The sequence below is a fragment of the Clavibacter sp. GW821-FHT01D01 genome, from assembly GCF_059422605.1.
The window spans coordinates 246,899-260,883 of sequence record NZ_JBWKXC010000003.1 but is presented as its reverse complement, the minus strand read 5'-3'; the positions used below and the strand labels follow the sequence as shown (position 1 = coordinate 260,883).

Sequence of the window (13,985 nt, the reverse complement as noted above, 5' to 3'; positions counted from 1 at the left end):
CGCGTCAGACGACGCCGGGCTGGACGTACAGGCCGATGACCAGGATCACGAGCCAGATGCCGGCGAGCACCTGCAGCATGCGGTCGCCGAGCGCGATCTCCTCGGGCGCCTGGGCGTCCCCGCGGTCGATGTGCTGGCCGTAGCGCAGCACCGCGAGGACGAAGGGCGCCACCGAGATGGACAGCCAGAGGTTCCGCAGGTCGGTGAAGAGCTCGAACGCCCACAGGCTGTAGCCGAGGATGAGGATCGTCGCGGCCGAGTGCCAGATGAAGCCCAGGTACCCGAGCGTGTAGCCCTTCAACGACCCGCGCACGTCGCCCTGGAGGTCGGGGTTGCTGGCGAGCTCGCCGTAGCGCTTGCCCGAGACCATGAGGAGCGAGCCGAAGACGGCGACGAGGAGGAACCACTGGCTGAGGACGACGCCCGTGGCCGCGCCGCCCGCGATGGCCCGGAGCAGGAAGCCGGAGGAGACGACGGCGATGTCGAGGATGGTGATGTGCTTGAGCCAGATGCAGTACGCGATCTGGACGAGCTCGTAGCACAGCACGACCACGGCCAGCTCGACCCCGCCGAGGAGCGCGACGCCGAGGCCCGCGAGCAGCAGGACGGCCGCGACCGCGATGGCGACGGGCACCGGCACGATGCCGGCCGCGATGGGGCGCGAGCGCTTGCGCGGGTGCGCCCGGTCCGCCTCGACGTCGAGGATGTCGTTCAGGAAGTAGATGCCGGACGCCGCGAGGCAGAAGGCGATGAAGGCGAGCACGGCGCGGACCAGGGACGGCTCGAACAGCGCGCCGGCGGCGACCGGGGCGGCGAACACCAGGACGTTCTTCATCCACTGGCGGACGCGCGCGGTGCGGACGACCCCGCCGACGACCGACGTGCTGGTGCCGCCGGGGGTGCGGGGGACGAGATCTGGTTCGCTGATGGTGGTCCTCCTGGTCGGGCGATCAGAGTCACCGTAGCCGGTGGAGGGGCCCGGCGCCGAACCGGCGGGCCGCGGCCGGGACGGGGGCCGCGGCGTCCGCGGACCGGCCGTCGGATAGGGTCGTCGGGTGCAGATCCGACGGAACATCCTCCTGTGACGGCAGCCAGGATCCACCTCGTGCGACACGGCGAGGTCGACAACCCCGACGGCATCCTCTACGGACGGCTGCCCGGCTTCGGGCTCACGGCCCTCGGTCGCCGCATGGCGCAGGCCGCGGCCGAGCGCATCGTCGAGGAGGGCCGCGAGGTGGGCCTCCTCCGGACCTCGCCGCTGCAGCGTGCGCTCGAGTCCACGGCGCCGATGGAGTCGGCGCTGGGCCTGGACCCCGAGCACCGGACGGGACTCATCGAGGCCTCCAGCCGCCTCGAGGGCGGGCGGTTCGACGTGAGCCTGTCGATCCTCGGCAAGCCCTCCGCCTGGCGCTACCTGGTCAACCCGCTGCGGCCGAGCTGGGGCGAGCCCTTCGCCGAGGTCGCCGCGCGCATGCGGGTCGAGCTGGCCGCCGCGGCGGCGGATGCGCCCGACGGCACGGACGCCGTCCTCGTGAGCCACCAGCTGCCCATCTGGATGACCCACCGCAGCGTCACCGGCAAGCCGCTCTTCCACGACCCGCGGAAGCGCCGCTGCGCCCTGTCGAGCATCACCTCGTTCGAGCCCGCCGCCGGCGGGTTCCGCGAGGTCGGCTACTGGGCCCCCTCGCCCGGGCTCCTGGCCGCGTCCACGGACACCGGCGCGGTCTGACCCCTGCGCTGACCCGTCCGGCTTCCCGGCGGCCGCCGCCCGCGGATCAGCCGGGCCGGTGCTCCTCCGGCAGCCCGTGCCGCCAGCTGCGGCCCTGCGCGGCCTTGACGGCGCAGATCACGAGCAGGACCCAGCCCCACTCCACGAGCGTCGCGCTCTCGGCGAGCGAGGACACGAGCAGCACGACAAGCACGAGCGCCGTCCAGACGTAGCCGACGCCGCGCTTCGTGGTCGCCAGCACCCAGGAGCGCCCGAGCGCGAGGGCGCCGAACACCGCGAACAGGGCGAGGCCCACGAGGCCGGCCTGCAGGTACAGGTCGAGGTAGGCGTTCCGCCCGCTCTCCTGCGCGCCGCGGCTGACGAGGTCGAGCGCCGTGTAGGGGTACGCGTCCAGGGGCCAGGAGCCGACGAACCCCCACCCCTCGATGGTGTTGAGGTCGATGAGGCGGAGCATCTCCCGCCAGACCGCGACGCGCTGCAGGTAATCGGGGCGGGCCTGCAGCACCTGGAGCACGGGGGAGCGGAAGGCGACCACCAGGACGGCGACGACGGCGGCGAGCACCAGGACGGCGCTGTTGGCGAGCGGGCGCGCCTGCCGGGCGAGGTGCCGCAGCCCGAGGATCGCGAGGGCCGCCACGGCGAGCACCAGGAACGTGCCGAGGATCACCGACGAGCGCGTGAGGGACGCCACGAGGAGGGCGACGGCGAGCGAGAACACGCCGCGGCCGCGGGAGACGGAGCGCGTGATCAGCTCCACGGCGAAGGTCACGGCGGCGACGAGGGCCACGATCCCGAGCGCGTTGCGCTCGCCGAGGAGGCCCTGGACGGGGCCCAGGCGCTCGAGCGCGCCGCGGATCCCGAGGAACGGGATGGGCCCGTCGATGAGCAGGCCCGCCAGCACCTCGAGGGCGAGGGACGACACGAGGACCAGGCGCAGCACGTCGCCGGCCGCCCGCACGATCTGGATGAGGTCGCGGACCACGCCCACGTAGACGGCGAGGAAGGCGGAGGCGGTCAGGTACAGCACCCCGCCGATCGCGTCCGGCTGGTAGGCCGTCCAGAGCAGGGTCGCCGCGCACCAGCCCACGAGGACGAGCAGCGAGATCGGGAGGAGCCCCCGCCACTCCCAGTCGCCCCGCTTGGCCGCGAGCGAGCCGGCGGCCATCGCGACCAGCGCGGTCACGACGGCGGCGAGCCCCGCCCAGCCCATGGTGGCGCGCAGCGCGTGCGCGAGGACCGCCGTCCCGAGGATGCAGTGCGTGAGCGCCGCCGAGAAGCGCGCCGACCCGAGGAGGTCGGGCAGGCGCTCGGGCAGCGGGAGGCGGGCGGGGAGGGTCATGCGCGGGGCGTCGCGGATGGTCGGCGGATCACCGGTCGGCCGCGCGGCTCAGGCGACGCCGGGATCGGCGGTCGCGACGGACGGGGCGGGCGCGGAGCCGGCGGACGACGGCGCCGCGGACGATGACGGTGACGACGGTGACGCGGCCACCGGACGGGCGGGCGCGTCCCGGCGGCGGGAGTCGACCGGTCCGGGGACGTCCTCGCGCGCCACCATGCCGGAGCGGGTGGCGATGGCGATGACGACGAGGAGCAGCCAGTTGCCCTCGTAGAGGAGACGGCTCTCGGCGAGGCTCTGCACGACCAGCGCGGTCATGAGGAGCAGGGGCGCCAGCGCGAGCGCGGTGTACGGCTCGACGCGGTCCCGCCGGTGCTGCGGGCGGTCGATGGCGGCCCACCAGGAGCGGACGTACGTGGTGACGACGAGGCAGGCGAAGACGAGGAGACCCACCACGCCGAGCTGCATGAGGACGTCGAGGTAGGCGTCGTGCGCCTGGAGGTAGGTGACGCCGCTGCGGACGGCGAGGCCCTCGAAGGGGTGGACCCACGGTGCCCAGTAGCCGATCCAGCCCCAGCCGAGGACGGGGTGCTGCTGCCAGAGGCCGAGGACCGACTCCCAGATCTCGAAGCGTCCCGTGAGGTCCGGCGACCGGCCGAGGAGCTCGAAGACGTCCGCCGTGCGCGTCGCGACGACGACGGCTGCGACGACCGCGGCGACGACCACGCCGCCGGCCAGCACGAGCCGGCCGCGGAGGCCCACGCGGCGCGCGAGGAGGGCGAGGGCGGCGACGACGCCCGTCATGACGAGCGCGACGAGGACGGTGGAGCTGCCGGTGAGGGCCAGGGTCGCGAGCGCCACGACGATCCACGCGACCGCCCGGCGGCGGGGCAGCGCGCGGGCGGCGAGCTGCAGCGCGACGACGACGAGGGCGAGGAGGGCGACCATGGCGAGGAGGTTCGCGTTGCCCACCACGCCCTGGATGCGGCCTCCGCTCAGCAGCTCCCCGCGCGTCCAGGCGAAGGCCGCCGGCGCATCGGGACCGTAGTCGGTGAAGAAGGGCATGACCGGCTGCCGCACCACGACCGCGACGAGCAGCTCGAACGCGAGCGACAGCCCGAGGATGATGCGCAGCGCCCGCCCGAGCGCCTGCACGATCTCGGCCCACGAGAGCAGGAGGACGAGCGTCACCGCGGCGATGGACGTCGACAGCTGGATGACGACGCCGATCGCCGACTCCGGCCGGTACCCGGACCATGCGATCGACAGCACCGCGAGCCCGGTGAAGGCGATCAGCGGGACGGGCAGCACGCGCAGGCGCGGGAGCGGCCGCGCGCGCGCGATGAGGGTGACGCTCGTGATCAGGATCGCCAGGGCGATGGCGCCGAACCCCCACCAGCTGAGGCCGTTCCGCCACATGTCACCCGCGAAGGTGGTGACGAGGACGGCGGTCGCGAATCCCCGGAGGGCTCGGCGGCTGGCGGTGGGCATGCCCATCAGGGTATCCGGGTCCGGCCGTGCGTCCCGCCGCCTGAGGGAAGCGGTGCGGGAGGCGCCCGGGTGCCCGATGCGCCGCCCGTCGCGCTGTCCGTCAGACGAAGGCCGCGTGGCCCGTGATCGCGCGGCCGACGATGAGGGTGTTCATCTCCCGCGTGCCCTCGTAGGAGTAGATGGCCTCCGCGTCGGCGAAGAACCGCGCCACGTCGTAGTCGAGGACGATGCCGTTGCCGCCGAAGGCCTCGCGGCACCAGGCGACCGTCTCCCGCATGCGGCTCGTGGCGTAGGCCTTGGCGAGCGCCGAGTGCGAGTCGGTCTGCGTGCCGTCGTCGACCATCTCCGAGGCGCGCGTGACCAGGCCGATCGACGCGGTGATGTTGCCGAGGCTGCGGACGAGCAGGTCCTGGATCAGCTGGTGCGCGCCGAGGGGCTTGCCGAACTGCTGGCGCTCGCCCGTGTACGCGACCGCGGCCTCGTACGCGCCGACCGAGATGCCGATGGCGGCCCACGCCACCTCGGCGCGCGTCAGGCGCAGCACGGTGGCGGTGTCGGCGAAGGAGCGCGCGTTCTGCAGCCGGTTCCGCTCGGGCACGATCACGCCGTCCAGCTCGATGTCGGCGTTCTGCACGATGCGGAGGGCCTGCTTGTCCTCGATGCGGGTGGCGCGGAAGCCGGGGGAGTCGTTGGGCACGAGGAAGCCCTTCACCTGCCCGTCGTCGGCGTCCTTCGCCCAGATGACGGTGACGTCGCTCACGGTGCCGTTGCCGATCCAGCGCTTGCTGCCCGTGATGCTCCACTCGTCGCCGCGGCGCGTGGCGACGGTGCGGAGGCCGCGGGCGGAGTCGGACCCGGACAGCGGCTCGGTGAGCCCGAAGGAGCCGAGGATCTCGCCCGACGCGAAGCGCGGCAGCCACTCGGCCCGCTGCTCGGGGGACCCGGCGACGGCGACGCTGCCCATCACCAGGCCGCTCTGCATGCCGACGAGGGTCGCGATGCTCGCGTCGACGCGACCGAGCTCGAGCGCCGCCCAGCCCCGGTACACGGCCGAGTTCTCGAAGGGGCGCGTCTCGGGGAACGGCATCCCGAAGATGCCCCGCTCGGCGAGCCCGCCCACCACGTGCCGGGGGAACTCGGCTCGGGCCCACAGGCCGTTGACGTGGGGCCGGACCTCGGCCTCGAGGTAGGCGCGCAGGTCGGCGAGGGACTCCTTCTCCCGGTCGCCGAGCCGGGACTCGTAGCCGTAGAAGTCGCCGATGAGGGGGGTGAGGGACACGATGCTCCGTTGCGGTTCGTCGGCGCCCTCGGGACGGGCGCCTCGCGGCCGAGCCTATGTCGGCGTCGCGGCGGCGCCCCGATCGGTTGGTACTTTGGTCGCGTCCGGACAGGACGCGCCCCCTCGGGCGTTGTAGGTAGCCGCCAAGCCCGACAGGATCATCCGTGTTCACCTCCCTCGCCAACACCCCCCGCGACTACGCCTGGGGGTCCCGCACCGCCATCGCCGACCTCCTCGGCCGCGAGCCGTCCGGCGGTCCGGAGGCGGAGCTCTGGCTCGGCGCGCACGACGGCTCGCCGACGCGCATCGTCGATCCCGCGCAGGCGGGCGGCGCGACGACGCTGTCCGCGTGGATCCAGGCGGACCCCGCGACCACGCTCGGCCCGCTCGCCGAGGGCCTCCGCCCGGGTGACGGCCCCGGCCTGCCCTTCCTCCTCAAGGTGCTCGCCGCGGGCGGCCCGCTCTCGCTGCAGGCGCACCCCGACCTGCACCGGGCCCGCCTCGGCTTCCGCGACGAGGAGGCGCGGGGCGTCCCCGTCGACGCCCCGCACCGCAACTACAAGGACCCGCTGCACAAGCCGGAGCTCGTGTACGCGCTGAGCGACGAGTTCCACGCGCTCTGCGGGTTCCGTCCGCTCTCGGAGGTGCGGCAGGTGTTCACGCTGCTCCTCACCCTCGACGCCTCCGGCCCCGACTCCGACCCGGCCGTCATCCGCAGCGTCCTGTCGCGCCTCACGGGGTCCGAGGCGGACGTGCTCCGGGACGTGTTCGCCTTCCTCATGGGCGGCGGGTCCGCCGTGCGGCGCCTGGTCGACCGCGTCACCCTGCTGGCGAGCCTCGCCTCCGACCGGCAGTGCCGGGAGTTCTCCACCGAGATGCGCACCGTGCGGGAGCTCGCCGAGGCGTACCCGGGCGATCCGGGCATCGTCACCTCACTGCTGCTCAACCGCGTGACGCTCCGCCGCGGCGAGGCGCTGTACCTGCCCGCCGGCAACATCCACGCCTACCTGCACGGCCTCGGGATCGAGCTCATGGCCGCGTCCGACAACGTGCTGCGCGGCGGCCTCACGCCCAAGCACGTCGACGTGCCCGAGCTGCTCGACGTGCTCGAGTTCCAGGCGCTGCCCGTGCCGTACCTGGAGCCGGAGCACGCGGCGCCCGGCGTCGAGCTGTACCGCCCCGACGTGCCCGACTTCCTGCTCGCGCGCATCGCCCCGGCCACGCGCGAGGCCTCGGACGGGGACGCGGGGGCGAGCGTCGTGGCGATCGACGGGCCCGCCATCGTCATCTGCACCGCGGGCGCCGTGTCGATCCGGGGCGAGGCCTCCGCGGTGGACGTCGCCCGCGGCGAGGCCGTGTTCGTCACCCCCGACGAGGGCCGCCTGGTCGTCGTCGGCGACGGGGAGGCGTTCCTCGCGACGACGCCCGCGCCCACCGCCCGGGACGAGGACGACGCCCCCTCCGCGTGACCGGGGCACCGCGGCGCCGTCGATAGGGTTGCCGCATGACATGGTTGGTCACCGGCGGCGCCGGCTACATCGGTTCGCACATCGTCTCGGCGTTCGCGCGCGCGGGGCTCGACACGGTCGTCCTCGACGACCTCTCGAGCGGGCACGAGTCCTTCGTCCCCGAGGGCGTCCCCTTCCACCGCGGATCCGTCCTCGACCGAGAGCTCCTCGCCCGCGTCCTCGGGACGGGTGACATCCGCGGGGTCGTGCACGTCGCGGGCTTCAAGTACGCCGGCGTGTCCGTCCAGCGCCCGCTGCACACGTACGAGCAGAACGTCACGGCCACGGCGGTGCTCCTCGAGGAGATGCAGCGCGCGGGCGTCGACAGCATCGTGTTCTCGTCCTCCGCCGCCGTGTACGGCACGACCGACGTCGACCTCGTCGACGAGAGCACCCCCCGGGCGCCCGAGTCCCCGTACGGGGAGTCGAAGCTCATCGGCGAGTGGCTGCTGCGCGACCAGGGCGTCGCCACGGGCCTGCGGCACGCGTCGCTGCGCTACTTCAACGTCGTCGGATCCGGCGAGGAGGGCTACTTCGACACGAGCCCGCACAACCTGTTCCCGCTCGTCTTCGACGCGCTGCTCGACGGTCGGACGCCCCGCATCTACGGCGGCGACTACGCGACGCCCGACGGCACGTGCGTCCGCGACTACATCCACGTCGTCGACCTCGCGGCCTCGCACGTCGCGGCCGCCCGCCGCCTCGAGGCGGGGGAGCCCGTCGAGCCCGTCTACTGCCTCGGCAGCGGCGAGGGCGCGAGCGTGCGCGAGATCATGACGGCCATCCGCACGGCGACCGGGATCGACTTCGAGCCGGAGCTGCACGACCGCCGCCCCGGCGACCCGGCGCGCATCGTCGCGTCCGGGGAGCTCGCCGCGCGCGACATCGACTGGGCCATGCGCCACACCCTCGACGACATGGTCCAGAGCGCCTGGCGGGCCCGCCAGGCCGGCGCCGGGGCGTAGCGCCGACGGCGAGCGGCGGCGCGTCGCAACCCTCGAGGAGCGGCTGAGGGTTTACGCTCCGCGGCTTGACGAAGGCGAGTTACGCCGGTGTAATTATGACGATGAGCTGGGGCCGGCCGGGCGCCCCTGCCGCGTGGGGAGATCGTGACATGGCACTACCTGAGTACCACGCCGGAGTCCCCGACGACTGGTTCGTCGACCCCGTCCGACTCGGGGTCCCGGGCGTCCGCACCGTCGAGGACGGCAACCCGCTCGCGTGGCAGGCGGACTCGCTCTGCGCGCAGACCGACCCCGAGGCGTTCTTCCCCGAGAAGGGCGGATCCACCCGCGACGCCAAGCGGATCTGCGGATCGTGCGAGGTGCGCAGCGAGTGCCTCGAGTACGCGCTGGAGAACGACGAGCGCTTCGGCATCTGGGGCGGCCTCTCCGAGCGCGAGCGCCGCAAGCTCCGCAAGCGCGCCGTCTGAGCGCCCACCGGGCACCCGTCCGCGCCCCGGCGCGGGCTGACCGGCGCGCCGGTCGGCTGCGGCGGATCCGCACCACGCACCACGTAGGGTCTCCTCTGTCATGCAGCCACGAGTAACCGCGATCCTCGTCGCCCACGAGGGCGCGCAGTTCCTCGACCGGACCCTCCAGGCGCTCGCGGCCCAGACGCGGCGTCCCGACCAGGTGGTCGCGGTCGACCTCGGCTCCCGCGACGCGTCGGCGGCGCTGCTCGCCGCCGCCGAGCCGACCCGCATGGTGCAGGCGCCGGCCCGCATGACCTTCGGGCAGGCCGTCGACCAGGCCGTCCGCGTCATCCCGTCGCCCGAGGGCGACCACGAGCTGCTGTGGCTGCTCTCCGCCGACAACGCGCCCGCGCCCGACGCCCTCGAGCGCCTGCTCGCCGCGGTCGAGGCCTCGCCGAGCGTCGCGGTCGCCGGGCCGAAGACCATGGAGTGGGACCACCCCGGGTACATCCACGAGATGGGGACCACGCTGACCACGCTCGGCGCGTCCGTCCCCATCGTCGACGTGGAGCTCGACCAGGCGCAGTACGACGAGATGAGCGACGTCCTCGGCGTCGCCGCGGGCGGCATGCTCGTCCGCCACCGCCTCTGGGACGAGCTCGGGGGCCTCGACGACGCGCTGCCCGCCCTCGACGACGCCCTCGACCTCTGCGTGCGCGCCCGGCTCGCCGGCCACCGCGTCGTCGTCGTGCCGGCCGCGCGCGTCGCCTCCGCGGGCGACGCCGCCCCCGGCACCGCCTTCCTCGGCCGCCGCACGCCGCGTCACCGGCGACGCCGGCTGCGACGCCAGGCGCAGCTGCACCGCCGCCTGGCCTACGCGCCGCCGGTCGCCGTCCCGTTCCTCTGGCTCTCCCTCGTGCCGCTCGCGATCCTCCGGGCGCTGCTGCAGCTGCTCCGGAAGCGGCCCACCGCCGCGCCGGGGGAGATCGGGGCGGCCGTGCGCGTCGCCGTCGCGCCCGGCCGGATCCGGGCCAGCCGCCGCCGCCTCGCCGCCGTGCGGACCGCGCCCTGGTCGAGCATCGCCTCGCTGCGCCAGCCGCTCGCGGTCGGCCGCCGACGCCGGTCGCTCGCCCGCGAGCAGTACCGCGTCGAGCACCGGGGCGTGTCGGACGGCGTGGAGTTCCTCGCCACGGGCGGGGGCTGGACGGTCCTCGCGGCCCTCCTCCTGGCGGCCGTGATGTGGCTGCCGCGGCTCTCCGGCACCGCGCTCACCGGCGGGCAGCTCCTGCCGCTCGGGCCGAGCGCCGGTGCGCTGTGGGCGCAGGTCGGCATCGGCGTGCGAGGCTCGGGCGCCGGACCCGTGGCCCCGTCCGACCCGTTCGCGTACGTGCTCGCGGTGCTCGGCAGCGTCACCGCGTGGGAGCCCTCCCTCGCCGTGCTGGGGCTCTTCGTGGCGGCCCTGCCGCTCGCCGCGCTGGCCGCGTGGCTCTGCGCCGCGCAGCTCACCCGGAACGCATGGCTGCGGGCGCTCGCAGCGCTCGTCTGGACGCTCGCGCCGACGTTCCTCGTGGCGCTCGGCGAGGGCCGCCTGCCGGCCGTGCTCGCGCACCTGCTGCTCCCGTGGCTCGCGCTGGCGGTGCTGCGCGCGCCCCGGTCGTGGTCGGCGTCGGCCGTCGCGGGGATCCTCATGGCCGCCGTCGGGGCGTCGGCCCCGTCGCTCGTGCCCGCCGTCCTCGTGCTCTGGCTGGTCGCCACCGTGCGCGCCGGACGCCGTGCGGGCCGGCTCGTCACCATCCCCGTCCCGCTGGTCGCGCTCGTCGCGCCCCTCGTCGCCTACCGCCTCATGCAGGGCCAGCCGCTCGCCCTCGCCGCCGACCCGGCCGTGCCCGCCGCCTTCACCCCCGCGGACGTGCCGGGGCTCGCCCTCGGCTTCCCCGTCTCCGGCCTCGGCGGCTGGACGGCGTTCGTCGACGGCCTCGGGCTCGGCCTGCCGGCCGCCGTGCCGCTCGTCGTCGTCGCGGTGCTCGTCGCCCCGCTCGTCCTCGGCGCCCTCGCGGCGCTGTTCCTCCGCGGATCGCACCGCGCCGCCCTCGCGCTCGGCGTGACGGTGCTCGGGTTCGCCACCGCCGTCCTCGCCGCGCGCACCGTCGTGCAGGCGAGCGGCCCCGACGTGGTCGCCGTGTGGCCGGGATCCGGCCTCAGCCTCCTCTGGCTCGGCCTGGCGGGCGCCCTGGTGCTCGGGTTCGCCACCCTCGGGCGCCGCTCCGTCGTCCCCGGGCTCGTCGCCGCGGTGACGCTCGTCGTGCTGGCGCTCCCGCTCGTCGCGGCGGCGGTCGCCGGGTCCACCGCGGTGCGCGCCACCGCCGACACCTCCCTGCCGGGCCTCGTCGTCGCGGAGGCGGCGACCGACCCCTCCGTGGGCACGCTCGTGCTGCGCGCCGCCGACGACGGCTCGCTCACCGCGGACGTGGAGCGCGGCACCGGCCGGACGCTCGAGCAGGTCTCCACGATCGACTCCGCCGTAGGTCCGCTCACGGACACGCAGCAGCGCGTCGCCGAGCTCGCCGGCAACGTGTCCTCCCGGTCCGGCCTCGACGCGACCGAGGAGCTGCGGGGCCTCGGCATCAGCTACGTGCTGCTCGCCCCGCCCGCGGGCACGGCCCAGGCGGTGCTCCACGACCGCGCGCGCTCGGCCCTCGACGACGATCCCGTGTTCACGGTGGTCGGCGAGACCGAGGCCGGCCTCCTCTGGCGCTTCGTCGGCAGCGATGACCTCGACGCCCGGGTCCCGGCCCCCGGGAACCTCGACGACCCGGGGCGCGCGGGCGTCCTCGCGGCGCAGGCCCTGGTCTTCGCCCTCACGCTCCTGCTCGCGATCCCCACGGGCCGCCTGGCCGCGCGCAGCCGTCCCCTCCCCGCGTACCGCGAGCCCGTGGTCGCCGCCGACGCCCGTCCCGCGGACGCGGACGAGCCGCGCCCCGAGCACGACGACCGCGGCATGCCCGCCTACCTGGACGAGGCCACGGGCGCGAGCGTCGAGTCCGCGGCCTTCGGCGACATCCCGCAGGCGGGGGAGCGCCGGCTCGACGACGACGACGACGACGTGGACGCGCCCGCCGAGGGCGGACGCCCGGACCGCGAGGACGCCGACCCCGAGGACCGCGACCCCGGCCCCGGCGCCGACGACGACGACCGCAGGAGGACAGATGGCCAGGCGTGACGCCGTGCGCATCGCGACGCGCGTGACCACCGGGATCGCCGGGGTGGCCGTGCTCGGGGTCGTCGTCGCCGGGGCGCTCCTGCTGCCGCCGGCGGCGGGCGGGGAGAGCGCCCCCTCCGTCCTCGTGACGCCCGTCGCCACCGACCAGCAGCGCGTCTGCGCGGGCGCCCTCCTGCGCCCGCCCGAGGCGGACGCCTCCTCCACCACGACCGCGGTCGCCGTCGGCAGCGCCGCCGTGACGAGCGGATCCGCGGTCGCCGGCGCCGCCGCCGGCGGACCCGGGGTCCGCACCTCCCGCATCCCCGCCCCCGACGTCCAGGGCGGCGACTCGAGCCAGGCGTCCGTGCTCGCGGTCGCGGGCGACGTGGACGGGGAGCCGACCGACCTCGCGGGCGCCGCGTCCGAGATCGCCGGCGAGGGCGACCTCGCCGGGCTCGCGGCCGTCCCGTGCGCCGAGGCGACGGCCGAGTCCTGGCTCGTCGGCGGGGCCACGACGACCGGCCGCACCACGTTCGTCGTGCTCGACAACCCGTCCGGCGTCTCGTCGACCGTGGACCTCGCCATCGCGGGCGAGGAGGGCCCCGTCAGCGCTCCCGGCGCGAGCGGCATCACCGTCCCGGCCGGCAGCCGGCGCGTCCTCAGCCTCGCGGGCCTCGCCCCCGACCTCGCCTCCCCGGCCGTGCACGTTCAGAGCCGCGGCGGACAGGTCGTCGCGCGGCTGGAGCAGAGCACCGTGCGGGGCCTCCTCGCGGGCGGTGTCGACTGGATCGGCCCCGCCGCGGCCCCCGCCACCCGGCTCACGATGACCGGGCTCCGCATCGACTCCGCGTCCGCGCCCGCGCCGCCCGTGGAGGGGGAGGAGGCCCGCGCGGCCGACGACGGCGGATCCGCCCCCGGCGCCGGCTCGGACCCCGGCACCGACCCCGACCGCGAGACGGCCGTGCGGATCCTCGTGCCCGGCACGGAGGACGCCGACGTCAGCGTGAGCGTCGCCCCCGAGGACGGCACCGACGGCACGGGCACCACCTTCACGGTGCAGGCCGACGCCGGCCGCACCCTCGACGTCCCCGTCACCGACCTCCCCGACGGCCGCTACGCCGTGAGCGTGCAGAGCTCGGTCCCCGTCACGGCCGCCGTGCGGAGCGTGTCGGGCGCGGCCGAGGGCGGCGCCACCGACTTCGCCTGGCTGCCGTCCGCGGAGGCGCTCACCCGGGACGCGCTCGTGTCCGTCCCCGAGGGCCCCGCGCCGCTCCTCCACGTCCGGAACGCCGGGGACGGCGCCGCGACCGTGACGGCGCGGCCGACGGACGGCTCCGAGGCCGTGGAGGTCCAGGTGCCCGCGGGATCCGCCGCGTCGGTCGAGGTCGCCGCCGGGCGCACCTACCTGCTCGAGGGTGCGACGGGCCTCACTGCCACCGTGACGCTCGCCGAGCCGGGGCGGTCCGCAGCCCTGCCCGTGGTGCCCGTGCTGCCGGCCGCGGACCCCCTGCGCGTCCACCCCTGAGCCCCGCGCGGGCACCCGCGCCCGTGGCGCGGAAGCCTGCCGGGCGGTCGCGATCCGCCGCTAGTGCGGGTCGTACCTGTCCGGGGCGAGGTCCCACGGGTCCTTCCCGAGGAGCTCCCCGACCGCCCGGAAGACGCAGCCCTCGACGAGCGCGCGCTGGTGGTGCTCGTCGTCCTCGTGGAGGTGCGCGAGGCGCTCGATCGGGAGCCGGTAGAAGATGACGCGACGCTGGTCCTCGAGGACGCTCCAGCGGTCGATTCCGTCCCGTTCGCTGTTCTCGGCGGGGAGGGCGGCGACCTCGAAGGAGACGCGGTCGAGCTCATCGGGCCACAGGCCGCGGAGGTACTCGGCGGCGGACGCGACGGTCTGGTCGAAGAGGTCGGCGCGCGTGCGCAGCACCGGGAGCTCGGGCCCGGTGACGGGGGAGCGGAGGCCGCGGCCGTGCCGGTCGCGCCAGGAGCCGCGGATCGAGACGTGGCCTCCCCGGCGGCGTGGACGTGGCAT

At 75.5% G+C, this 13,985-nt stretch carries 11 protein-coding genes; 6 read left to right on the top strand and 5 right to left on the bottom strand.

Features of this window, described 5'->3' with window-relative positions; all coding sequences use genetic code 11:
* Positions 1 to 4 precede the first annotated feature (4 nt).
* Complete coding sequence (locus AC07VC_RS06765) at positions 5 to 928, bottom strand: decaprenyl-phosphate phosphoribosyltransferase (RefSeq protein WP_317229969.1); 924 nt, start codon at positions 926 to 928, stop codon at positions 5 to 7.
* A 153-nt stretch (positions 929 to 1,081) separates the two neighbouring features.
* On the opposite strand from AC07VC_RS06765, the gene AC07VC_RS06760 reads away from it, so the two are divergent.
* On the top strand, positions 1,082 to 1,729 hold the full coding sequence (locus AC07VC_RS06760; protein ID WP_494675410.1) for a histidine phosphatase family protein: 648 nt from the start codon (positions 1,082 to 1,084) through the stop codon (positions 1,727 to 1,729).
* Positions 1,730 to 1,775: 46 nt separating this feature from the next.
* Here AC07VC_RS06760 and AC07VC_RS06755 read toward each other — a convergent pair whose 3' ends face one another.
* From AC07VC_RS06755 to AC07VC_RS06745, 3 genes are all read right to left on the bottom strand, one after another.
* Entirely contained in the window at positions 1,776 to 3,068 is a 1,293-nt protein-coding gene (locus AC07VC_RS06755) for an O-antigen ligase family protein (RefSeq protein ID WP_494675411.1), read from the bottom strand.
* 48 nt (positions 3,069 to 3,116) lie between these two features.
* The gene (locus AC07VC_RS06750; protein ID WP_494675412.1) at positions 3,117 to 4,556 is read right to left on the bottom strand and encodes an O-antigen ligase family protein; all 1,440 of its coding nucleotides are present in this window, start codon (positions 4,554 to 4,556) and stop codon (positions 3,117 to 3,119) included.
* A 100-nt stretch (positions 4,557 to 4,656) separates the two neighbouring features.
* Positions 4,657 to 5,835 carry an acyl-CoA dehydrogenase family protein gene (locus AC07VC_RS06745; protein ID WP_494675413.1) on the bottom strand — a complete coding sequence of 393 codons (1,179 nt, stop codon included), beginning with the start codon at positions 5,833 to 5,835 and terminating at the stop codon, positions 4,657 to 4,659.
* Positions 5,836 to 5,999: 164 nt separating this feature from the next.
* Here AC07VC_RS06745 and manA point away from each other — a divergent pair, with 164 nt between their 5' ends.
* The 5 genes from manA to AC07VC_RS06720 all read left to right on the top strand — a co-directional run bounded on the left by manA (position 6,000) and on the right by AC07VC_RS06720 (position 13,481).
* The gene (gene manA, locus AC07VC_RS06740; protein ID WP_494675414.1) at positions 6,000 to 7,304 is read left to right on the top strand and encodes a mannose-6-phosphate isomerase, class I; all 1,305 of its coding nucleotides are present in this window, start codon (positions 6,000 to 6,002) and stop codon (positions 7,302 to 7,304) included.
* Between the two features lie 35 nt (positions 7,305 to 7,339).
* Positions 7,340 to 8,308, top strand: a complete 969-nt coding sequence (galE, locus tag AC07VC_RS06735; RefSeq protein WP_317229962.1) for a UDP-glucose 4-epimerase GalE — start codon at positions 7,340 to 7,342, stop codon at positions 8,306 to 8,308.
* A 149-nt stretch (positions 8,309 to 8,457) separates the two neighbouring features.
* Positions 8,458 to 8,775 (top strand): WhiB family transcriptional regulator, encoded by a 318-nt coding sequence (locus AC07VC_RS06730; RefSeq protein ID WP_104291124.1) that lies wholly within the window; start codon positions 8,458 to 8,460, stop codon positions 8,773 to 8,775.
* Positions 8,776 to 8,875: 100 nt separating this feature from the next.
* The gene (locus AC07VC_RS06725) at positions 8,876 to 11,977 is read left to right on the top strand and encodes a glycosyltransferase (RefSeq protein WP_494675415.1); all 3,102 of its coding nucleotides are present in this window, start codon (positions 8,876 to 8,878) and stop codon (positions 11,975 to 11,977) included.
* On the top strand, positions 11,964 to 13,481 hold the full coding sequence (locus AC07VC_RS06720) for a DUF5719 family protein (RefSeq protein ID WP_494675416.1): 1,518 nt from the start codon (positions 11,964 to 11,966) through the stop codon (positions 13,479 to 13,481). Before AC07VC_RS06725 ends, AC07VC_RS06720 begins: the two co-directional genes overlap by 14 nt.
* A 60-nt stretch (positions 13,482 to 13,541) precedes the next feature.
* Here the strand turns inward: AC07VC_RS06720 and AC07VC_RS06715 are convergent, their stop codons facing one another.
* Positions 13,542 to 13,985: a metallopeptidase family protein gene (locus AC07VC_RS06715; protein ID WP_094115385.1), complete on the bottom strand. Its 444-nt coding sequence runs from the start codon at positions 13,983 to 13,985 to the stop codon at positions 13,542 to 13,544.